At 49.3% G+C, this 428-nt stretch carries 1 protein-coding gene; it reads left to right on the top strand.

Features of this window, described 5'->3' with window-relative positions:
• On the top strand, positions 1–428 hold a 428-nt coding region (locus ACXAFR_RS27550), incomplete at both ends, for an IS30 family transposase (RefSeq protein ID WP_475183432.1).

Genomic DNA, 428 nt, shown 5'->3' with positions numbered 1-428 from the left:
GTACCAAACGAAAGTTCAGGCATGCGAAGCCGCATTCTCCAGGGACTCGAGGCCAAATCGTTGATGGAGTATCTATTAGTGAACGCCCTTCAGAAATTGAAGACCGCGCTGTTCCCGGACACTGGGAAGGTGACTTGATACTGGGTTCGAACAACAGTCAAATCGCGACACTAGTCGAGCGACAAACTCGGTACACAGTCTTGATTAAAATAAAGTCCAAAAAAACCGACGACGTAGTGTTGGCACTTTCTAGGCAAATGAAAAAACTGCCGGCTTTGTTACAGCAAAGCCTAACTTGGGATCGAGGAACCGAGATGGCATCTCACGCAAACTTTTCCATTGCTACCGACATCGACGTTTATTTCTGTGACCCGCAGAGCCCTTGGCAGCGCGGCACTAACGAAAACACGAATGGCCTGCTGCGGCAA

Source organism: Pseudomaricurvus sp. ABR4_320 (assembly GCF_056159445.1).
Note: the sequence above shows the minus strand (reverse complement) of the source record. Positions and strands in the feature narration are given on the sequence as shown.